Annotated in this window: 21 protein-coding genes; 9 read left to right on the top strand and 12 right to left on the bottom strand. The window is 66.3% G+C overall.

The genetic code is table 11. The features are described 5' to 3' along the window. The first annotated feature begins 172 nt into the window (after positions 1 to 172). Positions 173 to 1423, top strand: a complete 1251-nt coding sequence (locus CXY74_RS04635) for a PLP-dependent aspartate aminotransferase family protein (RefSeq protein ID WP_104199346.1) — start codon at positions 173 to 175, stop codon at positions 1421 to 1423. Between the two features lie 12 nt (positions 1424 to 1435). Here CXY74_RS04635 and CXY74_RS04630 read toward each other — a convergent pair whose 3' ends face one another. Beyond that, positions 1436 to 2215: a gamma-glutamyl-gamma-aminobutyrate hydrolase family protein gene (locus CXY74_RS04630; protein ID WP_104199345.1), complete on the bottom strand. Its 780-nt coding sequence runs from the start codon at positions 2213 to 2215 to the stop codon at positions 1436 to 1438. Between the two features lie 237 nt (positions 2216 to 2452). Here CXY74_RS04630 and CXY74_RS04625 point away from each other — a divergent pair, with 237 nt between their 5' ends. The 5 genes from CXY74_RS04625 (at position 2453) to CXY74_RS04605 (ending at position 7183) form a co-directional block, all read left to right on the top strand. After that, a complete protein-coding gene (locus tag CXY74_RS04625) occupies positions 2453 to 3184 on the top strand; it encodes a PspA/IM30 family protein (RefSeq protein ID WP_104196655.1) in 732 nt (243 codons plus the stop codon). A 158-nt stretch (positions 3185 to 3342) separates the two neighbouring features. Further along, entirely contained in the window at positions 3343 to 4176 is an 834-nt protein-coding gene (locus tag CXY74_RS04620; protein ID WP_104199344.1) for an arginase family protein, read from the top strand. A 90-nt stretch (positions 4177 to 4266) separates the two neighbouring features. Further along, the gene (locus CXY74_RS04615; protein WP_104199343.1) at positions 4267 to 5055 is read left to right on the top strand and encodes a crotonase/enoyl-CoA hydratase family protein; all 789 of its coding nucleotides are present in this window, start codon (positions 4267 to 4269) and stop codon (positions 5053 to 5055) included. A 301-nt stretch (positions 5056 to 5356) separates the two neighbouring features. After that, positions 5357 to 6820 carry an NAD(P)/FAD-dependent oxidoreductase gene (locus CXY74_RS04610; protein WP_104199342.1) on the top strand — a complete coding sequence of 488 codons (1464 nt, stop codon included), beginning with the start codon at positions 5357 to 5359 and terminating at the stop codon, positions 6818 to 6820. Positions 6821 to 6823: 3 nt separating this feature from the next. After that, positions 6824 to 7183, top strand: a complete 360-nt coding sequence (locus CXY74_RS04605; protein WP_104199341.1) for a Fe-S oxidoreductase — start codon at positions 6824 to 6826, stop codon at positions 7181 to 7183. 164 nt (positions 7184 to 7347) lie between these two features. Here CXY74_RS04605 and CXY74_RS04600 read toward each other — a convergent pair whose 3' ends face one another. Then, a complete protein-coding gene (locus CXY74_RS04600) occupies positions 7348 to 8838 on the bottom strand; it encodes a catalase (RefSeq protein ID WP_104199340.1) in 1491 nt (496 codons plus the stop codon). Positions 8839 to 8885: 47 nt separating this feature from the next. Then, positions 8886 to 9365, bottom strand: coding sequence for a Fur family transcriptional regulator (locus CXY74_RS04595; RefSeq protein ID WP_104199339.1), 480 nt, complete (start codon positions 9363 to 9365; stop codon positions 8886 to 8888). Between the two features lie 95 nt (positions 9366 to 9460). Here CXY74_RS04595 and CXY74_RS04590 point away from each other — a divergent pair, with 95 nt between their 5' ends. Next, the gene (locus tag CXY74_RS04590; protein WP_104199338.1) at positions 9461 to 11518 is read left to right on the top strand and encodes an MMPL family transporter; all 2058 of its coding nucleotides are present in this window, start codon (positions 9461 to 9463) and stop codon (positions 11516 to 11518) included. A 5-nt stretch (positions 11519 to 11523) separates the two neighbouring features. Here the strand turns inward: CXY74_RS04590 and CXY74_RS04585 are convergent, their stop codons facing one another. Continuing rightward, a complete protein-coding gene (locus CXY74_RS04585) occupies positions 11524 to 12954 on the bottom strand; it encodes an amidase (protein WP_104199337.1) in 1431 nt (476 codons plus the stop codon). 77 nt (positions 12955 to 13031) lie between these two features. Here CXY74_RS04585 and CXY74_RS04580 point away from each other — a divergent pair, with 77 nt between their 5' ends. Together CXY74_RS04580 and CXY74_RS04575 are read left to right on the top strand one after the other, a co-directional pair. After that, positions 13032 to 13856 carry an SDR family oxidoreductase gene (locus tag CXY74_RS04580; RefSeq protein WP_104199336.1) on the top strand — a complete coding sequence of 275 codons (825 nt, stop codon included), beginning with the start codon at positions 13032 to 13034 and terminating at the stop codon, positions 13854 to 13856. A gap of 102 nt (positions 13857 to 13958) precedes the next feature. Next, positions 13959 to 14612, top strand: a complete 654-nt coding sequence (locus CXY74_RS04575; RefSeq protein ID WP_104199335.1) for a YigZ family protein — start codon at positions 13959 to 13961, stop codon at positions 14610 to 14612. A 107-nt stretch (positions 14613 to 14719) separates the two neighbouring features. On the opposite strand, the gene CXY74_RS04570 is transcribed toward CXY74_RS04575, so the two are convergent. The 8 genes from CXY74_RS04570 to CXY74_RS04535 form a co-directional block, all read right to left on the bottom strand. Further along, positions 14720 to 15298 carry a GNAT family N-acetyltransferase gene (locus CXY74_RS04570; RefSeq protein ID WP_199183143.1) on the bottom strand — a complete coding sequence of 193 codons (579 nt, stop codon included), beginning with the start codon at positions 15296 to 15298 and terminating at the stop codon, positions 14720 to 14722. Further along, positions 15291 to 16013, bottom strand: coding sequence for a uracil-DNA glycosylase (locus tag CXY74_RS04565; RefSeq protein WP_104199334.1), 723 nt, complete (start codon positions 16011 to 16013; stop codon positions 15291 to 15293). The genes CXY74_RS04570 and CXY74_RS04565 overlap by 8 nt, the downstream gene beginning before the upstream one ends. A 7-nt stretch (positions 16014 to 16020) precedes the next feature. Beyond that, on the bottom strand, positions 16021 to 16728 hold the full coding sequence (locus CXY74_RS04560) for a Type 1 glutamine amidotransferase-like domain-containing protein (RefSeq protein ID WP_104199333.1): 708 nt from the start codon (positions 16726 to 16728) through the stop codon (positions 16021 to 16023). Beyond that, positions 16725 to 17324, bottom strand: a complete 600-nt coding sequence (locus CXY74_RS04555; RefSeq protein ID WP_104199332.1) for a phosphoribosyltransferase — start codon at positions 17322 to 17324, stop codon at positions 16725 to 16727. Before CXY74_RS04555 ends, CXY74_RS04560 begins: the two co-directional genes overlap by 4 nt. 89 nt (positions 17325 to 17413) lie before the next feature. Further along, complete coding sequence (locus CXY74_RS04550) at positions 17414 to 18562, bottom strand: bifunctional 2-methylcitrate synthase/citrate synthase (RefSeq protein WP_104199331.1); 1149 nt, start codon at positions 18560 to 18562, stop codon at positions 17414 to 17416. Continuing rightward, the gene (gene prpB, locus CXY74_RS04545; protein WP_104199330.1) at positions 18555 to 19502 is read right to left on the bottom strand and encodes a methylisocitrate lyase; all 948 of its coding nucleotides are present in this window, start codon (positions 19500 to 19502) and stop codon (positions 18555 to 18557) included. The genes CXY74_RS04550 and prpB overlap by 8 nt, the downstream gene beginning before the upstream one ends. After that, positions 19502 to 21037, bottom strand: coding sequence for an MmgE/PrpD family protein (locus tag CXY74_RS04540; protein WP_104199329.1), 1536 nt, complete (start codon positions 21035 to 21037; stop codon positions 19502 to 19504). The genes prpB and CXY74_RS04540 overlap by 1 nt, the downstream gene beginning before the upstream one ends. Positions 21038 to 21076: 39 nt before the next feature. Then, complete coding sequence (locus tag CXY74_RS04535; RefSeq protein WP_104199328.1) at positions 21077 to 21748, bottom strand: GntR family transcriptional regulator; 672 nt, start codon at positions 21746 to 21748, stop codon at positions 21077 to 21079. Positions 21749 to 21837 lie beyond the last annotated feature (89 nt).

Here is a 21837-nt window from a genome sequence, read left to right as displayed (position 1 = left end):
CCCGTACCGTTACATACGGAGTTCCCCCACTCCAACGATTGGCCCCGGCATATTTCTCACCTCCCCCCAGGCGAGAAGTGCCGGGGCTTTTTCGTCGTCGGCACCGGCCAGGTGGTCACCCCCGGCACGTAACGTTTCATGGTGCACACTGCGGCGGGGCTAGCGTGGAGGGATGACCTCTCGCACCGAACCGATCCCCGCCTCGAGCCCGGTACCACGGCCGAACAAGCACGATCCGGCCACGCTGGGCTTTCAGACCCAGTCGGTCCACGCTGGCAACGCGATCGATGTCGGGTCGGGGGCGCTCCGCACACCGATCGTGATGGCCAACTCATACGCTCTGCCCGACGACCCGTCGATGATGAGCTGGTCGGGCGCGACGCCCGGTCTCTACACCCGCAACACCGGCACGAATCAGCAGGGCCTGCAGCACAAGCTCGCCGTGCTCGAGCGCGGCGAAGACGCCGTGGTCCTGGCCAGCGGTGTCGCCGCCCTGCACGCCGTGTTCTTCACACTGCTCAAGACCGGCGACCACGTCGTCGTCGCCAACGTCACCTACGAGGCCTCATATCGGCTCTTCACCGAGCTTTTGCCCAACAAATACGGAATCGAGGCCACCTTTGTGGACGCGACGGACCTGGCTGCGGTGCGGTCCGCCATCCGCTCTACGACGCGTCTGATTCACATCGAGACGGTCGGTAACCCCACGACCGCGGTGACGGATGTCGCGGGCGTCGCACAGATCGCGCACGAAGCCGGCGCCCTGCTGTCGATCGACAACACGTTCACGCCGCCGCCGCTGTTTCGCCCCCTCGAGCACGGAGCCGACCTTGTCGTGCACTCGTTGACAAAGTACATCAACGGGCACGGCGACGCGATGGGTGGCGCCGTCATCGGTAGCGCGGCGCTGATTCGGCGGATCAAGGTTGACGCGATGGTCGACGTGGGCGGTGTGATCAGCCCGTTCAACGCCTGGCTGATAATGCGCGGCTCGGTTACGCTCCCCCTGCGCATCCGACAGCACTGCGAGTCGGCGCTCGCCATCGCCCGTTTTCTCGAGGCCGATCCGCGGGTCGCGTACGTCGCCTACCCGGGGTTAGCCTCGCATCCGCAGCACGCCGTGGCCCTGCGGCAGCTGCCACACGGTTTCGGCGGGGTGCTCGCCTTCGCCGTCACTGGCGACAAGGCGGCGCAGAACCGGTTCGTCGCGAACCTGCGCGTGATCACGTCGGCCGTGTCGCTCGGGCACGATGAGTCTCTCATCGTGCACGTCGACAACTCCGGGCCGCGCGTCGCGGCGTACCCGGCACCATTTCGCGAATTCGGGCACCTCCGCTTCTCGGTGGGCCTCGAAGACACCATTGACCTGGTGGCAGATCTCGCGGCGGCCCTCGATGCCACGTTCGACGCTGCCGTTCTCTAGTCCGTCGCGCAGCTAAGCGGCCAGGGCGCTTGTGATTCGGGCCTCGACCCGCGTGCGGGCGTCGTGCTGAGCGGCCAGTCCGGCCAAAAGCAGAGCCAGCTGGTCGGCTGGGGAATCGGGCGCTTCGGGGTGCCACTGCACACCAACGATTGGAGCGCTTCCGTGCTCGAGCGCTTCGATCAAGCCGTCCGGGGCGTGGGCCGCGGCCACCAGCCCGGCGCCGAGATCGTCGACGATCTGGTGGTGGGCGCTCTGCACCGAGATGTCCACCCCGCCGAGGACGGTCGCGATAGTGCTGCCTGTGGCCAGTGTGACGTCGTGGGTAGAAAGGATCTGGTCGACCGGCACGTCGATGTTCTTGTGAATGCCGTCGTCGATGTGCTGCACGAGGGTGCCGCCGAGGGCGACGTTGATGATCTGCAGGCCGCGGCAGATGCCCAGCAGCGGTGTGCCGAGCGCGAGCGCACGCTGCACGAGAGCGATCTGGCCCTCGTCTGCGGAAGCGAAGTGCACCGTCTCGCCCTCATAGCCGGTCGTGCCGCCGTAATAGCTGGGGGAGATATCTTCGCCGCCGACGATGACGACAGCGTCGGCGTCCACAGTACGGCGCAACAGTTCGGCGGGGGTGACGTCGGCGGCGGCGACGCGGGTGACAGACCAGCCACCTGCCTTGGCCTCAGCGACGACGCGAGAGTTGAGCACCTGTACCTTGGCGTGGTAAGCGGGCCGGTCGGGACGCGCGGTCGTGACCTCGACGACGGCGAGCATGCGGTTCGTGAGTTCTTCGTTCATGCGGGGCTCCCGTCGGTGTCGATTGCGCTGCGTTCAATCAAAGCCGCGCTCGTCCCATTTTGGGCGGCGCGCGCGTCGTGTGCGAGCGGTCCTGTAACACGGGGCAACATCGCCCTCGGGCAGATTTTTGGAGGTTCCCAGACTCGGGTCTACCGGTCACCCTAAACTTTGCAACAGACATGCACTTCCCCGGCGGAATCCTTCGGCCAGGGTCACTCTTTGTGAAAGGACCTCCGAATGACCAAGCAGTCCATCTTCGGCCGTATCTCCCAGCTTGCGAAGGCGAACATCAACGCCATCCTGGACTCGGCGGAAGACCCGGCCAAAATGCTTGACCAGATGGTGCGCGACTTCTCGAGCAGCATCTCCGATGCCGAGAGCGCGATTGCCGAGACCATCGGCAACCTGCGTCTGCTCGAAGACGACCATCGTGAAGACCAGGAAGCCGCCGTGGAGTGGGGCGACAAGGCCCTCGCCGCGAGTCGCAAGGCCGACGAGCTGCGCCTGGTCGGCAACGCTGCCGACGCCGACAAGTTCGACAACCTCGCCAAGGTCGCGCTCGGTCGACAGCTCACCTCCGAGAAGGAGGTCAAGACCGCCGAACCACAGATTCAGGCGCAGACCGCCGTCGTCAACCAGCTCAAGACCGGCCTGAACGCCATGAAAGAGAAGCTGGTACAGCTCACCAACAAGCGCGCTGAGCTGATCGCGCGCTCCAAGACCGCGAAAGCGCAGGCGCAGGTGATGGACGCCGTCAAAAGCATCGACATGATGGACCCGACGAGCGAGGTCAACCGCTTCGAAGACAAGATCCGCCGCGAGGAGGCCCGCGTACGTGGCGCCCAAGAACTCGCCGCATCCAGCCTCGATGCGCAGTTCGAAAGCCTCGACGATCTCGGCGAACTCACCGAAGTGGATGCCCGCCTCGCCGCTCTGAAGGCCGGCAACACCGCCGCCATCGAGGGTTAGGCCTGCGCACTCGACACGTGCGAGTCGTGACGACCCGGTGTGTACCCGACGAATTCGTCGAGAGACGGCATGGCGGCATCCGCTCCCCTGTCGGCCGCAAGAAATTTGTTGTCGGCGAAGCGGATGCTGCCTGCACGGTCGCTAAGCCATACTGAGGTATGGCTCCCACCTTCGTTGTAGTACCGCAGTGGCAGGGTTCGACTTCTCCGCGCGCAATGCGCCTGATAGACGGGGCGGCGGCTATCCAGGGCGACCTCCCCTTTTCGGCCACACGTCTGGTCGATGTGCCGGTCGAGGCCGGTGATTCGCTCGATACCGGCGTGCGTCGGTTCTCGGCGATCCAACAGGTACGCGAACGACACACCAGGATCTTGCAGGACACCACCGATTGGGCCCTCTCGATCGGTGGCGACTGCGGCATCGCGTTGGCCGCGGTCGAACACGCGGCGCGCACGCATCCAGGCGATCTGGCCGTGGTGTGGTTTGACGCCCACCCCGACCTGCACACGCCGGAATCCTCGCCGTCGGGCGGATTTTGTGGCATGGTCTTGCGCGCGATCAGCGGCGAAGGGCCGGCCGAACTCGAGCTGGCCGCCGCGAGCAGCGTGCGCCTGCAGAACGTCGTTCTCGCCGGCATTCGTGACATCGACGATGCCGAGGACGTACTGCTGAACGAGCACGGCCTGGTGAGCGTGTCGTGCTCCGAGCTGGCCGACCCCGCCGCGCTCATTGCCGCGGTTGCGGCAATCGGCGCCACGCACGTTTTCGTGCACATCGACCTTGACGTGCTCGATCCTTCGGCGCTCGATGGCCTCAGCGATCTCATTCCGTTCGGGCTGAGCGTGGCTGATCTCGGCGGCGCGATCACCGCGCTACGCGCCGAGTTCACTCTCGCCGGCGCGACCATCACCGGGTTCGCGCCCGCGTCGCCGGCAGCGGCGACCGATGACCTGCCGAGCATTCTGCGCATCATCGGCGCGCTCACCCGCTAGCTGGATGCCCCGTCACTGCGCCCCGAGCCGGCCACAGAGCATCCGCTCGCCACTTCCACCTGCAACGTCACCTGTACCGATAGAGGCCCCATGACCGACGAGCCCCGCATTCTCACCGAGCGTCGTGGCCACATTCTGCTGATCGGGTTCAACCGGCCCGAAAAACGCAATGCCGCCGATTTCTCGCTGTTGCAGCAGCTCGCGCTCGCTTACGGTGAGCTCGACCGCGACCTCGGGCTGCGCGTCGGCCTGGTCTACGCGGTCGGGGAACACTTCACGGCCGGACTCGACCTCGCCGATATCGGCCCAAGACTCGGCCCGAACGGGCTCGAAATGGTACCGGCGGGCGGCATCAACCCGTGGCAAGTGGATGGCGAATCCCTCAGCAAACCGGTCGTCATTGCTGTGCAGGGCACCTGCCTCACCCTCGGCATCGAGCTGATGCTGGCGAGCGACATCGTGGTCGCCGCCGAATCCACTCGGTTCGGTCAGATCGAGGTCGCCAGGGGCATTCTGCCGTTCGGGGGCGCGACGATTCGGTTTCCGCGTGCGGCCGGCTGGGGCAATGCCATGCGCTGGCTACTCACCGGCGACCTGTTCGATGCCGCCGAGGCGTACCGCCTCGGCCTCGTGCAGGAAATCGTGCCCGACGGCGCCCAGTTCGACCGGGCGCTCATGCTCGCCGAGAAGATCGCTGCCCAGGCCCCGCTCGCTATCCAAGCCACCCTGGCCAACGCGCGCCTGGCCGAGCGGAGCGGTCCGGCATCTGCTGAAGCAGCACTGCAGCCGGCTCTCGCCCGCTTGGTGGCCACCGAGGACTCCCGCATCGGTATGCAGTCGTTCCTGACCCGGATCCCCGCCGTCTTCCTCGGCCGCTAGTACCCCACGCCCCATCACGTGTGGACGGGGCCTGGGCCCGGAACGCGGGCCCAGCTTATAAACTGGGCCCGCGTTCATAAGGTGGGCCCGGTGTCACAGCACTCGCCGAAAGCCAGATGGCCTGATCCCAGTCGTTTACGGCAGGCGGCGACGTCTCAAACAAACTCACACACTGAGTAAGAACGTCAGGGTAGGCTGCACTGATTCACGCTCTCCACGTCCCGGCTAACGACCACCAGCCCGAGCAGCCGTGGCCAGTTTTTCATCTCCAGGCCGGTACACCCCGAATCAAGGAGCTTCAATGTCGAGTCAGATCTACGACGTCATCGTCATCGGCGGCGGCGCCGTCGGGGAGAACGTTGCCGACCGCACCGCCCAGGGCGGACTACGCACAGTCCTCGTCGAGAGCGATCTGGTCGGCGGCGAGTGTTCGTATTGGGCCTGCATGCCGTCGAAAGTGCTGCTGCGCAGCGGCGCCGCCCTCGCTGCGGCCCGCCGGGTTCCGGGCGCCGCCGAGGCCGTCACGGGAAGCATCGACGTGCGGGCGACCCTCAAGCAACGCGACTCCATTACGAGCAACTGGAAGGACGACGGCCAGGCAAAATGGCTGGAGTCGGCTGGTATCGGCCTCGTGCGTGGCCATGCCCGTCTCACTGGCGTCAAAGAGGTCACCGTGACCGCACCGGATGGCGCGGTGACCGTTCTGACCGCCACCCATGCGGTCGTCGTCAGCACTGGGTCGGCGGCGCTGCTGCCCGACATTGACGGTCTGAAAGAGATCGAGCCGTGGACCAGCCGCGATGCGACGAGCGCCCAGCAGATTCCGGAGCGTCTCGCCGTGATCGGCGGCGGCGTCGTCGCCGCCGAGATGGCCGCCGCCTACTCCTCGCTCGGCTCGACGGTGACGGTGATCGCCCGCAGCGCGCTGCTCGGCAACCAGGAACCCTTTGCGGGCGAACTCATCACCGCCGCGCTCGAGGAGAATGGGGTGACCGTGCTCGTCGGCCCGTCCACCACGACCGCGCACCGGGATGCGACCGGTACGGTCACGCTCACGCTCGATGACGGCACCACCGTCGCGGCCGACCAGGTGCTCGTAGCCATCGGGCGCACCGCTCGCACCCACGACCTCGGCCTCGACACGGTCGGCCTCAACCCGGGTGACTGGCTCGTGGTAGACGACTCGCTGCTCGTGCAGGGCGACTCCCCCGCGCTGTCCGGCGACTGGCTCTATGCCACCGGCGACGTCAACCACCGAGCGCTCCTCACGCACCAGGGCAAATACCAGGCCCGCGCGGCCGGCGACGCGATCGTGACCCGTGCAGCCGGCACCCCGGTCGATGATGCGCACTGGGGCGCGCACGTGGCGACGGCCGACCACGCCGCCGTTCCGCAAGTGACCTTTACCGACCCGGAGGTTGCCTCGGTGGGGCTGACCGCAGCGTCCGCCGTAAAGGCGGGGTATCGCATCCGCATACTGGACTACGACCTCGCCAACCTGGGCGGCGCCTCGGTACTCGCGGTCGGCTACGTCGGCAAGGCCCGGGCGATCGTCGATCTCGACCGAGAGGTCCTTCTCGGCGTTACTTTTGTCGGCCAAGACGTCGCCGAGCTGCTGCACTCGGCCACGGTCGCGATTGTCGGCGAAGTTCCCATCAATCGTTTATGGCACGCGGTACCGAGTTTCCCCACCCTCAGCGAGGTGTGGCTGCGCCTGCTCGAAGCCTTCGGGCGCCCGGGGTTCACCGACGAGGCTTCACGGTAAGGCATGCGTCGCCTCCTCTTTGATTCATCGGTCAGCCGGGCCGGCTACCTCTACGCCACCGCGTTCGGACTGGTCTGGGGGTCGATCTGGAGCACTGGGCGGGTCGAAAAAAGGGCAGGGTTGTTCGTGTTCCGCGGAATGCCACCATGGACCTTCGGTCGCGGCGGCTCCTGCGTTGGCGGCTGCTACCTCACCAACCAGAACGTCACAGCCGCTGTCCTCGAGCATGAAGCCGTGCACAAACGCCAGTGGCAACGGTTCGGCATGGTCTTTCCGCTGCTGTACGCGGTCGCCGGGCGCAATCCGCTGAAGAACCGTTTTGAGATCGAGGCCGGCCTGAAAAAAGGCGGCTACCTGCGTTAAAGCAGCGGCTGGCCAGCGCGGCGGCCACCCATCCGTCGCGTGAGGTTCACCCACCGACCAGAGCCGGCCCCCGACGGTCGATTTGCGACCCCTCACGAGCGGAAACACGCACAAAACCGCCCGGCCTGCAATCAGGCCGGGCGGTTTTTGTCGTGCGGGTGTTACTACTGGCCGGCGACGTATGCCGCGTCGACCGCTGCAGCCTCGGCGAAAACGGCGAGGTTCGCGCGCAGCTTGGCGCCGAGGTCGGCGTCAACGCTGGTCCAGTACCAGATTGCTCGCTCGGTGACCTCGGGGCGGGTCACGCCGCTGATGGCACCGGTGATGGTGTCGAGAAGACGCTCCTTGGCGCCATCGTCGTAGACCTCGCGGTAGAGCGTTCCGGCCTGGCCGAAGTCGCTGTCCTCGCTGCGCAGGGTCGCGGCGGCACGCAGCAGCGTCCCGTCGTCCTCCCATGCGCCCTCACCGGCAGCGGCCGGGTCGGCGACGGGGCCGCCGAGCGAGTTCGGCGCGTAGTTCGGTACGCTCGGTGCGTTGAAGTGGTGGCGCTGCGAGCCGTCCTGTGAGTAGTTGTTGACCGGGCTCTTGGGAGCATTGATCGGCAGCTGCGCGTAGTTGGTACCCACGCGGTAGCGCTGCGCGTCGGGGTAGGAGAAGATACGTGCCATGAGCATCTTGTCGGGGCTCGCCGCGATGCCGGGCACGAAGTTGGCCGGCGAGAACGCCGCCTGTTCGATCTCGGCGAAGAAGTTCTCCGGGTTGCGGTTGAGGGTGTGGGTGCCGACCGGGATCAGCGGGAAGTCGGCGTGCGGCCAGACCTTGGTCACGTCAAACGGGTTGAACCGGTAGGTGTTGCCCTGCTCGTACGGCATGACCTGCACAGACACGTTCCACGACGGGAAGTTGCCGGCGGCGATCGCGTCAGACAGGTCCCGACGGTAGTAGTCGGCATCCGCTCCGGCGAGCAGTTCGGCCTCTGACCCGTCCATCTCGACGTTGCCCTGGTTGGATTCGAAGTGGTACTTCACCCAGAAACGCTCGCCCGCGGCGTTGATCCACTGGTAGGTGTGCGAACCGAAGCCGGGCATCTCGCGCCACGAGCGCGGCAGTCCGCGGTCACCCATGAGGTAGGTGACCTGGTGGGCTGACTCCGGAGACAAAGTCCAGAAATCCCACTGCATGGTCGCGTCGCGCAGGCCGGTGCCGGGAAGGCGCTTCTGCGAGTGGATGAAGTCGGGAAACTTGATGCCGTCGCGGACGAAGAATACCGGGGTGTTATTGCCGACGATGTCGTAGTTGCCCTCGGTCGTATAGAACTTGACCGAGAAACCGCGCACGTCGCGCCAGGTGTCTGGACTGCCTTGCTCGCCGGCAACGCTGGAGAAACGCTGGAGGGTCGGTGTGACCGTGCCCGGCTGGAACACGGCCGCGCGGGTGTACTTGGAGACGTCGCCGGTGACGACGAACTCACCGTGCGCTCCGCCGCCCTTGGCGTGCACGATGCGCTCCGGAATGCGCTCGCGGTTGAACTGGGCGAGCTTCTCGACCAGGTAGCGGTCGTGCAGCGCGATGACGCCGTCGGCGCCGGCGGTGAGGGAGTGCGCGTCGCTCGCGACGGGCGTTCCCGTCTGGTCAGTAGTGGGGTTGTTAGTCATAGTGCTCCTTGAAAGTGGATCAGCAACGCGTCGTTGAGGGTGAAAGTTTAGGGGAGAGCGGTTTCGGATTGGCACTGGGCGCAGAGGCCCCAATAGATGACCTCGGCGGCGCGCACGTCGAAGCCGAGCGCATCCACCGGGGTGAGGCAGGGAGAGTGACCGACGGCGCAGTCCACGTCGTGCACTACGCCACAGCGGGTGCAGACGATGTGGTGGTGATTGTCACCGACCCGGCGTTCAAACAGCGCGGCCGAGCCGGCCGGTTCGATCTTGCGTACGATCCCTGCGGTGGTGAACGAGGCCAGCACTCCATAGATCGCCTGGAGCGACGTGCCCGGCAGGTCTGCGCGCACAGCGCTGAACAGTGCATCGGCGGTCGCATGCGGCCTGTCGGTGAGGGCCCCAAGCACGGCCAGACGCGGTGCGGTCACCTTGAGTCCAGCCGAGCGGATACCGTCCTCGAGTAACCCGGCGTCGGCTACAGCCGGGGGCAGGTCAGCGCCGGAGCTCAATTCGGGTAGCGTCATGCTTCGACCTTAGCATCTTGTTTTGAGTGATTCAAAACAATGGTGCAATCGTTTGGCTAGCTAGGATAGCGATCAGTGACATTCTGGGAGGAACAGTGCTCGCGATCACCCGCTTTATCTCCGGCAAACGCACCGCCTGGGCGGTATTGCTCGGGACAATCGTTGGCGTGGGGTTACTGTTCACCCTGCTTCCGGCCAATGACTCCGCAGATTTTCCAGCCGCGGGGTTGCCGGAAAGCAGCCAGGCGGCCCGGGTTACCGAGCTGCTCACCACGTTTCCTTCCGCCGATCAGACCGCTGCGATCGTGGTTTGGTCCCGGGACGGCGCCGGCCTGACCGCGGCCGACAAGACGGCAATCACCGCCGCCGCGGCTCAGCTCGGTGCCGCGTCGATCGCCCCGCGCGCAGCAACGCCGCAGTTCAGCGACGACGGTCAGGCTGCGCTGAGCGTGGTGCCACTGGAGGCCCTCGGGGCGACGGCCGATATTGAGAAGGTGGCCACCGCTATCCGCGCTACGGCGTCGACCGCGCTGCCCGGCGGGCTGACCGCCTACGTCACCGGGCCGGTGGGTTTTCAGGCCGACATCACCAATGCCTTCGCCGGAGCCGACTTTCGCCTGCTGCTGGTGACCGTGATCGTCGTCGCGGTGCTGCTCATCGTGACCTATCGCAGCCCGGTGCTGTGGATCGTGCCGCTCGTCGTGGTCGGCCTCGCCGACGGCCTGGCCGGCAAGGTGGCCGGCGCGCTGGCCGAACCGCTCGGTTTCGCCCTCGATGCCTCGATCTCGGGGATTCTCTCCGTGCTCGTGTTCGGCGCCGGTACCAACTACGCCCTGCTGCTCGTGGCGCGCTACCGCGAAGAATTGCTGCACACTGAGAATCGCAACGTCGCGATGCGTACCGCAGTGACGAGCGCCGGCCCGGCTATCGCGGCCAGCGGCGGCACGGTCGCGCTGAGCCTTCTCACCTTGATGTTCGCGGAACTCGCCGGCAACCGGGCCCTCGGCATTGCGTGCGCCATCGGTGTGATCGTCGCCATCCTGTTCGCCCTGCTCGTGCTGCCGGCGGCCCTCGTGGTGTGCGGGCGCGGCCTGTTCTGGCCGTTCATTCCGCGCGTGCAGGCTCAAGCCGCGCCGATGCGCACCGGTTTTTGGACACGGCTCGGCCGGGGCGTGTCCCAGCACCCGGTGATCATCACGGTCATTTCCGTTCTGGCGATCGGCGCTCTCGCCTTCGGGCTGAACGGCGCCGCGGTTGGGCTCTCCCAGGCCGACCAGCTGCTCGGCAACCCGGAATCGGTCGTTGCGCAGCGCATCGTGGACGCGTCGTTTTCGGCGGGGCTGACCAGCCAGACCGTTGTGTTGGCGCCGGAAGCGGCATCCGCTGACACCGTGGCGGTCGCTCTGGCGATCCCCGGAGTTTCTGCGGCGGTCGCCGGTGAGAACGCCGGCGGCCTGACCCGCATCGACGTCACACTCGACAGTGAACCGGGCAGCGACGCAACGTTCGCGACCATCGCCGCCCTGCGCACCGATGTAGCGGATGCCCCCGGCGCCGTTTCGCAATCACTGGTCGGTGGCAGCGATGCCACGGCCCTCGACACGAAGACCAGCGCCGAGCGCGATCAGCGTCTGATTCTGCCGCTGATCCTCGGCATCGTCTTTCTCATTCTGGCGCTGTTACTGCGCTCGATCGTGGCACCGGTACTGCTCATTGCCACGGTGCTCGCCACCTTCTTCGCCAGCCTGGGGGCCTCTAACCTGATCTTTCAAAACCTGCTCGGGTTTGCCGCATTCGACACCAACGTCGTCTTGTTTGCGTTCCTGTTCCTGGTGGCGCTCGGCGTGGACTACAACATCTTCCTGACGACGCGTGCCCGCGAAGAGGCGCGGTGCTACGGCACCCGCGAAGGAATGGTGCGGGCGCTGTCCTCGACCGGCGCCGTGATCACGAGCGCCGGCATTTTGATCGCGGCCGTGTTCGCCGTGCTCGGGGTGCTACCCGTTGTTGCTCTCACCCAGATCGGCGTGATCGTCTGCATCGGTGTGTTGCTGGACACCCTGGTCGTTCGCACCGTGCTCGTGCCGGCCCTGGTCTTTCTGGTCGATGACCGGTTCTGGTGGCCGTCCAACCCGGTGGCGACGCGTCAGTAGGTTTTTTACGCCGGCTCGGGCGGTACTCGCTCCTGCCAGCGGATGCGCCGCTCCAGTTGCGCGCCGAGCGCGAGCAGCGTGGCCTCGCCGCCCGGCCGGCCGATGAGCTGCACCCCCATCGGCAGGCCGTCTTCGGTTTGGTGCACCGGAAGCACGATCGCCGGCAGTCCGCTCACGTTGATCATCGAGGTGAACGGCGTGTACTGCACCTGCTGGGCGAAGTTCGCCTCGGCGTCGTGCGCGTCGTACCATCCGACCGGCCGCGGGGTCAGGGCCATGGCCGGGGTCAGCACGGCATCGAATTTCGACAGTTGCTGAATGAACGACCGCTCGAACGCGGTCAGCGCGGCGAGCGCCTGCGCCAGGTCGCGGGCACTGAGATTTCGGCCCCGGGCGAGCAGCCACTGGGTCAACGGTTCGAGCAGGGCGATCTCGGCCTCGGTCTCGGCCGGGATGCTCGCCGCGCCAGCCTGCCAGATGGTGCGAAACGCCGGCGCGTAGCTCGGGTCGGGCAGCAGCGCCGTCTCTTCGAGTCCGTGGTGCAGCGCGGCGAATCCAGCGACGGCCCGGTCGAGCGCCTCCTGCGCTTCGGGCGCGATTTCGATGGAGTAGTCGTTGTCCCAGGCCGAGGTCGTCATGACGCCGAGCTGGAACCGGCCCTCGCCGCGCACGGCCGCTGCCAGCAGCGGCGTCTGATCATCGGGGGCCCGCAGTGCGTAGTAGTGGGTGGGGTGACTGTCCCGAGGCGCGATCATGGCGTCGAGCAGGAGGGCGGCATCCGCTACAGTGCGAGCGAGCGGGCCACCAACGGAAAGGCCGCCGAGCTTGTCGATGCCGGAAGCGGCGGGTACACGCCCGCGACTGGGCTTGAGGCCGACGAGGCCGCAGGCGGCCGCCGGAATGCGGATAGACCCGCCGCCGTCGGAGCCGGGCGCGAACGGGAGCAAGCGCGCTGCGACCGCGACAGCAGCGCCGCCGCTGGATCCGCCGGCACCGAGCGCGAGGTTCCACGGGGTGCGGGCGGGCGGGGAGGCCAGGCTTTCGGTGTACGAGGCGAGCCCGAATTCGGGCGTGTTGGTTTTACCGAGGCTGACTCCCCCGGCGTCATCGAGTACCTGCACCAGGTCGTCGGACTGGTCGGGCACATAGTCGACGAACAGGCGCGACCCGAACCCGGCGTGCACCCCCGCACGCAGGTACAGGTCTTTGTCGGCGAAGGGGAGGCCCCAAAGCGGCGCGGTGAGCGGCATCCGCTCTTCAACGAAGCGGGCCCGGGCCCGGGCGGCATCCGCGGTCACGGTGACGAAGGCGCCGAGCGTCGGATTGAATTTCTCGATGCGGGCCAGGTAGTGCTCGGTGAGCTCGCTCGGGCTGATCTCCCGCCGCTGCAGGGCCTGCCATTGTTCCAGGGCGGTCAGTTCGTGTGGATCAGCCATGATTCGAGCCTAGTTCGACCGGGCCCGGTGACCGGCCACCTCTGGTCATGTTCGATCCGGGAGGCTAACCTCAAGCCATGGCCAGCGCTTTGTACAATCCCATCGGCACTACCGCGCTCATCACCGGAGCGTCGAGCGGACTCGGCGTCGGGTACGCGCACGAGCTCGCCCAGCGCGGCGCGGATCTCGTGCTCGTCGCCCGCCGTCAGGCCCGTCTGGAGGCGCTCGCGGTCGACCTGGCCGAGAAATACGGCACCGTCTCCACCGTGATTCCGCTTGATCTCAGCGAAGCGGATGCCGTCCCCGAGCTGGTCTCCGACCTGCGCGAACGGGCGATCACCATTGGCACCCTCGTCAACAACGCCGGCTTTGGTACCTTCGGCACCGTACTCGACTCCGACCAGGGACGGGAAGCGGAGCAGGTCGCCCTCAATGTGCACGCACTGACCGCGCTGACCCATGCTTTCCTGCCCGATCTGGTCGAGACGGCCTCGCTGCATCCGCACACCGCAGCGCTGGTGAACCTGGCGAGCACGGCGGCGTTCCAGCCTGTGCCGCGCATGGCGGTCTACGCGGCGACCAAGGCCTATGTGCTCAGCTACACCGAGGCGGTCAGCTACGAGACCCGCGCGAGCGGCCTCAAGGTCACCGCGATCTGCCCGGGCCCCGCCGACACCGAGTTCTTCGAGATCGCCCAGACCAGCGGCGGTAAGAAGGGCACGCCCTTGACAGTGGACGAGGTCATGCGTGCCTCCTTCGCTGCCCTCGACCGGTCGGTGACGCCGTCGGTCGTGCTGGTCGGCGCGCGCAACGCGCTGCTCGCCCGGATGGTCAGTATCTCCCCCCGGCGCGCCGTGCTGAACGCGGTCGGGCGCATGAACACGCCACACGGCGCCCGGTAACGACTTCGATCCCCGGCAGAAAACCAACGACTACTACCCCGGCCCCGGGCGCTTCTTCTGCTGCACCGGGCGCCGATCACCCGGATGCGCGAGACTGGACGCATGCCCGATCTCACTTTGCACGGCGGCATCGGCAGCCGTGTCGACGCCGAGATCGAAGTAAAACGATCCAGATTTCTGTGCCGCCTGGTCAGAACCGAGACAGAGGATGCGGCGCGCGCTGCGATCGACGACGCACGGAAGACCCACTGGGGTGCTCGCCACCACTGCTCGGCATTCGTGCTCGGGTCATCCGGTGCTCCCGATCAGGTGCGTCGTTCGAATGACGACGGTGAACCATCGGGAACTGCGGGGCGGCCCATGCTCGAAGCGCTGTCCGGGCGAGGTTTCGTCGACTGCGTGGCGGTCGTCACTCGCTACTTCGGTGGCACCCTTCTCGGTGCTGGCGGCCTGGTGCGCGCGTACTCGGAGGCCGTTCTCACGGCGATCGACGCGGCCCAGTCCCTGGGGCTGGTCGTGGAGCGCGAACGCCGTGAATTGTTCACGCTCGCCCTGCCCCACGCGGATGCCGGCCGCATCGAGGCCGAGTTGCGCCAGCGCGGAGTGCTCATCCTGGGTACGCAGTATGGGCTCGATGCGGTGCTGAAGATTGCCGATGACGACGCGACGCGGCTCGCCGCGATCGTCGCCCGAGTCACGGCCGGAACCGCGGAATTGGAAGCCCTTGGCCACGAATGGGTCGACGTCGAACGGTAACCAACGACAAAAAGTCCTGGAGCGCGCGGGGTGCGCGCTTGGGCATGCGTCGGCAGTGGCGGTCGGGCGCGCAGATCGCTGGGCACTTATTTGCACCCGCGACTGGACTACTTCAGGCTTTTCTGCAGCAGAATCGTGCCGAGCCAGCGCTCGAACTTGAAACCGACCTTGCCCATGCGGCCGATCTCGGCGAAGCCGAAGTCGCGGTGCAGCTTGATTGAGGCATCCGCTCCCTGGTCGGCGATGACGGCGATGATCTCCTTCAGGCCGGCTGCTTTAGACCGGTTGATCAGCTCGCCGAGCAGCGCGCGGCCGAGGCCTTTACCCGTCGACGCCGCGCCGAGGTAGATCGAGTTCTCCACCGTGAACCGGAAGGCCTTCTTCTGTTTCCAGGGGCTGACCAGGGCGTAACCGAGAATTTGATCGGCCGGTGAGACGGCAACGATGAACGGCATGCCCTGCTTGTTCAGGTAGTAGAACTTGTCGCGCCACTCGGTGAGTGTCATTGCATCTTCGTCAAAGGTGACGGTGCTGTTGGCGACGTAATAGTTGTAGATCTCGCGAATGTGCGGCAGATCCGTTGCTCGAACCTCGCGCATCGTATATTCGAACGGCGCCTCGACCGCGATTTCCGGTCGCAGGTGGCGAGGCAGTCGACGACGAGGCTCGTATTCTTCCTCAAGCACCCGGCACTCCCTTTTCTTGTTGGTTCCAGATTACCGGAAGAGCCCACTGCACCGGTGCCGCCCCCTGCGCGGTGAGTAGCTGGTTGGCGCCACTGAACGGCCGGGAGCCGACAAAACCGCGACGGGCTGAAAGGGGGCTCGGGTGCGCCGATTCAATGACGGGCGTGTCGCCGAGCAATGGCCGAAGCGCGCCGGCATCTTTGCCCCACAAAATGGCCACGAGCGGATGCTTCCGTCGCACGAGAGCCCGGATCGCCTGGTCGGTCACGCTTTCCCAGCCGTGGCGGCGATGCGATCCGGCTGCGCCGGCGCGCACGCTGAGCACCCGGTTGAGCAGCAAGACCCCCTGATCGGACCACGCCGAGAGGTCGCCGTGCTCGGGCCGCGGCAGGCCCAAGTCAGCCCCGAGCTCGGTGTAGATGTTGCCCAGGCTCCGCGGCACCGGCCGCACGTCGGCGTTGACGGCGAAGGCCAAACCGATCGGATGCCCCGGAGTCGGGTACGGGTCCTGCCCGACGATGAGCACCCGAACGGCGTCGAACGGCTGCCGAAACGCGCGCAGCAGGTGCTCCGGCGCGGGCAACACGACGTGGCCGGTCGCCCGTTCGCTCGCCAGAAAATCACCCACCCGGGCCAGGTCGTCGGCCACGGGAGCGAGGGCTCGCGCCCAGCCCGGGTCGACCTGCCCGGTCGCCGCGAGCGCATCGAGGTTCATGAGCCGGTCAGGCGCCGATGGTGCTCACGAGAACGCCACCGTCGGCCTGACTGACCCGCCAGACGCTGCCGGCTCCGAGCACACCGAGGGCACCCTCACCGACCACCAGCACGGTGTTCTCGTCGATGGCAAGGCCCCCGTCGATCAGGCCCGCCTCGGTCGCCGCGATCAGTCGGGACAGGCTGCCGGACTGGGCAACATGCACATCGACCGTGACGTCGAGCAGGCCGATCCCCTGGGCCAGGGTGATTTCATCGAGGCCCTCCGAGACGTGTTCCGGAGTGACCTCGACGCCGCCGATACGCCAGCCGCCGATGAGGGCGCGCTCGGCCGCGATCATAGCGCCGGCCGAGAAACCGAGGTAGGGCACACCACTAGACACCTGGCGGCGAATCTCGCCGGCAATCGGAAGCAGAGCGGCCAAATAATCGGGCGTCACCCCGCCGCCGATGATGATGCCATCGACCGCGCCCAAAGCGGTCAGGGCGGCCGTGTCACCGGGCGCGAGCACGGTGCGGCGGGTCTCCACGCCGGTGCCGAGCGATGCGGCGAGCTCTTCGGCGTGCGCACTGCCCGGGCCGACAGTGATGATCGCCACGACCGGTTCATCGTGGCCGGCCTGGCCGGCATGGGCGGTCACCTCGGACCGGAAGGTCGCGAAGACCGGAATGTCGTGTACGGGGTCTCCCCCGCCGCCGACCAGGTGCACGCTCACGCTGCGACCTCAGCCGTCACGTCAGCGGTCACGTCGGCAGGCACGTCGGCGAGCAGGTCAGCGAGCGTTTCCGGCGCGCTGCTGTCAGGGGCTCCCGCCACCGGCGCCAGCGCCGACCAAGGGAACACGATCCATTTGTCGGTCTCGCGCCACGTGAAATCGGGCACGTGCACCGTGCGCGGCTTGGTATACAGGGTCGCGGTGCGCACCTCTATCGCGGTCTCGCCGAGCAGGCGCATGACCAACGCGAGGGTGTGGCCAGAGTCAGAGACGTCGTCGACGAGCAGGACCCGCTTGCCGGCGAGGGCCGGGGCGTCGAGCATCGGCGCCGACAGCACGGGCTCGGGCAGCCGTTCGTCGATGCCGGTGTAGAACTCCACGTTGATGCTGCCGCAGTTCTTCGTGCCGAGCGCATACGACACAGCGCCGGCCAGCAGTAGTCCGCCGCGGGCGATGGCGATCACCACATCGGGATGAAAGCCACTGCCCCGCACTCGAGTCGCCAGCTCACGCGACGCCGCGGCGAAGTCGGTCCACTGCAGAATTTCGCGGTCAATCACGAGCGGAGGGGACGCATCCTGGGCATCTAGTGTCATCCATCAATGCTAGCTATGTCTGAGGGCGCACGAAGCGGATGCCGCGCGGCCCGCTGGCAGCGGGGCATCCGCTTCGCAAGAATAGAACGCTACACAACCTGCCGCTGGTCGACGCCGTCGTAGGCAGACAGCGGGCGAATGAGCGCGTTGCTCTTCTTCTGCTCCATGATGTGCGCGGTCCACCCGGTGATGCGCGCTGCGACGAAGATCGGCGTGAAGGTGAGGGTATCGAAGCCCATGAGGTGGTAGGCGGGCCCCGACGGGTAGTCGAGGTTGGGCAGAATCGCCTTGCGCGTCGTCATGGCCGTCTCGAGGGCTTCGTACAGTTCGAGCAGTTCCGGCTTCTGGTAATGGTCGACCAGGGAGACGAGCGAGGCACGCATCGTCGGAACCCGCGAGTCGCCACTCTTGTAGACGCGGTGCCCGAAACCCATGATCTTGCGCTTCTCGGCGAGCGCCTGGGCCAGCCACGGTTCGGCCCGCTCGGCCGCGCCGCTGCCGAGACCGATCTCGGTGAAGGTGTGCATGACGGCTTCATTGGCACCGCCGTGCAGGGCTCCCTTGAGCGCCCCGACCGCACCGGTCACGGCCGAGTACAAATCGGACAGGGTCGAGGTGATGACCCGCGCGGTGAACGTGGACGCGTTGAAGGAGTGCTCGGCGTAGAGAATCATCGACACGTCGAAGGCGTTGACGACGACAAGCTCCGGCACCTCACCGAAGGCCATGTGCAGAAAGTTCGCCGAATAGCCGAGGTCGTCGCGCGGTTCGACCAGATCGAGCCCGTGGCGGCGGCGTTGGTCGTAGGAAACGATCGCGGGCAGCTGGGCGAACAGGCGAATCGACTTGGCGAGGTCGGATTCCGGCGAGGGGTTCTCGGTGTCCGGGTCGCTCGCACCGATGACGCTCACCGCGGTGCGCACCACATCCATCGGGTGCGCGGTAAGCGGCAGCTCGTCGATGATGCGCTTGATCACCGGGCTGAGGTGCCGCAGCGACCGTTCGAGCGCCTCGAAGTCGGCGAGCTGCTGCTCGTCAGGTAGTTCGCCGTGCCAAAGCAGGTAGGCGACCTCTTCGAAGCTCTTCTTGGCCGCGAGCTCCTGCACCGGATAGCCCCGGTAGAGCAGTGAGTTGGTCTCCGGATTGACCTTGGAGACCGCGGTCGTGTCGACGACGACACCGGTCAGGCCCTTGTAAATGTGCGGAGTGACGTGTGGCAGTGTTTCGGTGTCAGACATTGTGCTCCTTCAGACCTTGCGCCGAACTGGGCGTGGAAATGTGCGGGTTCAGGGTGAAATCGAAGATACCCGAATCGAACTGACTGTACGAGGCATAATCGAGCAACTCGTACAGGTCGGCCCGGTGCTGCATCTCGGGCAGCATCGTGGTGAGCGAGCCCGTCTGCTCGATCGCGTCGAGTCCACGCGCCGCCGCCCCCATCGCCAGGCGCAGCAACGACACCGGAAAGATCACCAGGTTCATTCCCACATTCTCAAGCTGCTGCACCGTGTACAACTCGCCCTTGCCGAACTCGGTCATGTTCGCCAGGATCGGCACCGACACGGCTGCCCGAATTGTTTCGAACTCGGCCAGGCTGCCCATCGCCTCGGGGAAGATCGCGTCGGCCCCGGCATCCTGCAGCTGCTTGGCCCTGGTAACGGCGGCGTCCAACCCGTCAACGGCACGGATATCGGTGCGCGCCATCACGAGAAAGTTCGCGTCCCGGCGCGCATCGACAGCGGCGCGGATGCGCTTGATCGCGGTGTCGGCGTCCACGACCTGCTTGCCATCGAGGTGGCCGCAACGTTTCGGGTTGATCTGGTCCTCGATGTGCATGCCGGCAAGTCCCGCGTCTTCGAGGGTCTGAATCGTGCGCGCCACGTTCATCGGCTCGCCGAAACCGGTGTCGGCATCGACGATGGCCGGCAGGTCGGTCATACGGGCGATCTGCTGCGACCGTCCGGCCACCTCGGTAAGAGTGGTCAGGCCGATGTCGGGCAGGCCGAGGTCGGCCGAGAGCACCGCGCCCGAAATGTAGACGCCCTCGAAACCCTTCTGCTGGATGAGCTTGGCCGAGAGCGGGTTGAACGCGCCGGGGTAGCGCAGAATCTTTCCGCTGGTCAGGCCGGCCTTGAGCGCGATGCGCTTGTCGGCTGCCGTCACGCTGGCGTACAGCATTAGAAGATTCCATTCGGAGTGGCAAGGGTTCTGAGCAGTCCCGGCTTGGCCACGATGGTCAGGCCACCGAGTTCGGCGGCGCCAAGCTCTGGCAGGCGCTGGGCCAGGGTGAGGAACCGTTCGATCTCGAACTCCTCCATTACCGGCGCGGCCAGCGTGCGGAACTTGTTGATGTACTCCGCGCGAGCGAAGGGTCGAGCGCCGAGCGGATGCGCGTCGGCGACGGCGATCTCGTCAACCAGACGGGTTCCATTGCTGAGTTCGATTTCGACGCGACCGCCGAATGCCTTTTCGGCCGGATCGAGGGAGTGGTAGCGACGCGTCCATTCCGGGTCTTCAGTCGTCGTGACGGTGTTCCACAGCGCGATGGTGTCGGGGCGGCCGGCACGCTCGGGGCTGTAGGAGTCGACGTGGTTCCAGGTTCCGTCCTGCAGGGCCACCGTGAAAATATAGGGAATGGAGTGGTCGAGGGTTTCGCGGCTCGCGGTGGGGTCGTACTTCTGCGGGTCGTTGGCGCCGGAGCCGATCACGTAGTGCGTGTGGTGGCTGGTGTGGATGACGATGCTCTTAATCGCGCCGGCCACGAGCAATTCGGGGTGCTCGTGGTGCAGCCTGCGAGCGAGGTCGATCCAGGCCTGCGCCTGGTACTCGGCCGAGTGCTCCTTGGTGTAGCTGTCGAGAATGGCGCGTTTGATGCTGCCGGCGGCTGGCAGCGACACGTCGTAGGAGCCGTCTGGTCCGTCGAGCAGCCAGGCGATGACGCCGTCTTCGCCCTCGTAGATCGGGGTCGGGCTGGTCTCACCGCGCAGCGCTCGGTCGACGGCTTCGACGGCCATCTTTCCGGCGAATGCCGGCGCGTGGGCCTTCCAGGAGGAGATTTCGCCCTTGCGCGATTGACGGGTGGCGGTCGTGGTGTGCAGCGCCTGGCCGACGGCCTGAAAGATGATCTCCTTGTCGAGGCCGAGCAGTGTGCCGATGCCGGCGGCGACCGACGGGCCGAGATGGGCAACGTGGTCGATTTTGTGCTCGTGCAGGCTGATCGATTTCACCAGGTCGATCTGGATCTCGTAGCCGGTGGCGATGCCGCGAATCAGGTCGCTGCCGGTCAGGCCGCGCGGCGCGGCGAGGTGCTGGGCGACGGCCGTGATCGGTGGGATGTTGTCGCCCGGGTGGGAATATTCGGCGGCCAGAAAAGTGTCGTGGTAGTCGAGTTCACGAACGGCGACGCCATTAGCCCAGGCGGCCCACTCCGGGGAAACTCGGCGTGCCGGCGCGAGGCCGAATACGGTTGCGCCATCACCACCGTTGGAACGCGGGTGCGCCAGCGCCTGCGAGCGAGCAGCGATCACCGGGCGCCGGGTCAGGCTGGCCGCAGCCACGGAGGCATTATCGATCACCCGGTTGATGACCATTTCGGTTACTTCCGCAGAGACTGCGGCGGGGTCGGCGGCGACCTCGGCGATCTTCCAAGCCAGCTGGTCCTCGCGGGCCAGATTCTCGTCGCTCTTGTGAACTCGAACATGGTGCTGCTGCACGGTGGGTCCCTTCGTTGGTCGGCCGGAGTCGTTGATCGACTACCGTTCCGAGTCCTCTTTGATCGCCGCGAGGACGCTCAAGAGGCTTTGGTGAAGATGGATATGGGTGGCATGGGCTGCCAGCGACGGATCGCCAGCAATAATGGCGTCGATGATCAGCAGGTGCTCGGCGGCTGCGGCACGAAGCCGCCGAGGGTTGCTTCGGGCCAGCCGACGGATTCGGGCCAGGTGGGTGCGTACGGCGCGCAGGGCGCCGACCAGAAAAGGATTTTCAACGGCCGCATCGACGGCGTCTTCGAATTCGTCGATGAGCGCGTAGTAGCGGTGCACACCAAGATCGCCCTGATCCAGAAGCTCAGGGGCAGTCACGAATGCCTCGCGGAGTTCTTGAAAAGGTGCGGGCTCGCGCCGAGTGGCAGCCAGACGAATGGCCTGCACCTCGAGCGCCTGGCGCAGTTCGTACAGTTCGGAGATACTGTCAACGGAGATGTCGGTCACCTCGAAGCCACGACCACGGCGACCCACGACAAGGCCGTCGGCGATCAATCGGGCCACCGCTTCGCGCAAGGGAGTGCGGGATACGCCAATGCGCTCAGCCTGTTCGACTTCGAGCAGGGCGGCACCGGGGGCGAGGAGGCCATTGAGAATCTCTCCGCGCAGCTGACGGTACGCCCGCTCGCTAGCCCGAAGCGGTGCGCCCAACCTCAACATTGCGGTTTCTGTATACACAAATGTGATCCTATTCCACCTTGCTGGGTTATATGCAATACTTCAAGCACTCTTTGTATACAGAGAAACTT

Origin of the sequence: Cryobacterium sp. Y29 (genome assembly GCF_002929825.1) — a bacterium.
Classification (GTDB): Bacteria; Actinomycetota; Actinomycetes; order Actinomycetales; family Microbacteriaceae; genus Cryobacterium.
Note: the sequence above shows the minus strand (reverse complement) of the source record. Positions and strands in the feature narration are given on the sequence as shown.

Coding starts and splice junctions, on each gene's coding strand:
- CXY74_RS04635 (WP_104199346.1), top strand. CDS start 173: ATGACCTCTCGCACCGAACCGATCCCCGCCTCGAGCCCGGTACCACGG.
- CXY74_RS04630 (WP_104199345.1), bottom strand. CDS start 2,215: ATGAACGAAGAACTCACGAACCGCATGCTCGCCGTCGTCGAGGTCACG.
- CXY74_RS04625 (WP_104196655.1), top strand. CDS start 2,453: ATGACCAAGCAGTCCATCTTCGGCCGTATCTCCCAGCTTGCGAAGGCG.
- CXY74_RS04620 (WP_104199344.1), top strand. CDS start 3,343: ATGGCTCCCACCTTCGTTGTAGTACCGCAGTGGCAGGGTTCGACTTCT.
- CXY74_RS04615 (WP_104199343.1), top strand. CDS start 4,267: ATGACCGACGAGCCCCGCATTCTCACCGAGCGTCGTGGCCACATTCTG.
- CXY74_RS04610 (WP_104199342.1), top strand. CDS start 5,357: ATGTCGAGTCAGATCTACGACGTCATCGTCATCGGCGGCGGCGCCGTC.
- CXY74_RS04605 (WP_104199341.1), top strand. CDS start 6,824: ATGCGTCGCCTCCTCTTTGATTCATCGGTCAGCCGGGCCGGCTACCTC.
- CXY74_RS04600 (WP_104199340.1), bottom strand. CDS start 8,838: ATGACTAACAACCCCACTACTGACCAGACGGGAACGCCCGTCGCGAGC.
- CXY74_RS04595 (WP_104199339.1), bottom strand. CDS start 9,365: ATGACGCTACCCGAATTGAGCTCCGGCGCTGACCTGCCCCCGGCTGTA.
- CXY74_RS04585 (WP_104199337.1), bottom strand. CDS start 12,954: ATGGCTGATCCACACGAACTGACCGCCCTGGAACAATGGCAGGCCCTG.
- CXY74_RS04580 (WP_104199336.1), top strand. CDS start 13,032: ATGGCCAGCGCTTTGTACAATCCCATCGGCACTACCGCGCTCATCACC.
- CXY74_RS04575 (WP_104199335.1), top strand. CDS start 13,959: ATGCCCGATCTCACTTTGCACGGCGGCATCGGCAGCCGTGTCGACGCC.
- CXY74_RS04565 (WP_104199334.1), bottom strand. CDS start 16,013: ATGAACCTCGATGCGCTCGCGGCGACCGGGCAGGTCGACCCGGGCTGG.
- CXY74_RS04555 (WP_104199332.1), bottom strand. CDS start 17,324: ATGACACTAGATGCCCAGGATGCGTCCCCTCCGCTCGTGATTGACCGC.
- CXY74_RS04550 (WP_104199331.1), bottom strand. CDS start 18,562: ATGTCTGACACCGAAACACTGCCACACGTCACTCCGCACATTTACAAG.
- prpB (WP_104199330.1), bottom strand. CDS start 19,502: ATGCTGTACGCCAGCGTGACGGCAGCCGACAAGCGCATCGCGCTCAAG.
- CXY74_RS04535 (WP_104199328.1), bottom strand. CDS start 21,748: ATGTTGAGGTTGGGCGCACCGCTTCGGGCTAGCGAGCGGGCGTACCGT.